Origin of the sequence: Mesorhizobium sp. M3A.F.Ca.ET.175.01.1.1, from assembly GCF_004791945.1 — a bacterium.
GTDB lineage: Bacteria > Pseudomonadota > Alphaproteobacteria > Rhizobiales > Rhizobiaceae > Mesorhizobium.
Map to the genome: position 1 here is coordinate 1 of NZ_SRTP01000212.1, position 336 is coordinate 336.

At 61.0% G+C, this 336-nt stretch carries 1 protein-coding gene; it reads left to right on the forward strand.

The features are described 5' to 3' along the window. Positions 1 to 64 precede the first annotated feature (64 nt). Positions 65 to 336, forward strand: a 272-nt coding sequence (locus EN818_RS31380; RefSeq protein ID WP_135906688.1) for a DUF4893 domain-containing protein, incomplete at its 3' end; no start/stop codon positions are given.

Genomic DNA, 336 nt, shown 5'->3' on the forward strand with positions numbered 1-336 from the left:
GGTCAGTTGTGCGCCAGTGACAGAAAGAACTTTGTTCCAGCCATTGATTGAGGAAACGGATTTCATGACCCCTCGCCTGCTTTTCGCTGCCCTCGGCCTCATCGTCCTCACTTTGCCCGCTCATGCCGATGGCGAGGTGCAGAAGCTGATCACCGCCGCCGACAAGGCGCGGCTGGACAAATATGGCGAGACGCGAAAGGCTGCCCTCGACGAAGCGAAGGCCGGCGATCCGGCCGAGGTCAAGCAACTCGATGCGCTGCTCGCCAAGCCGCTGGTCGCTTTCTCCGACAAGGACCTGACCGGCAATTGGAAATGCCGCACCATCAAGGCCGGCGG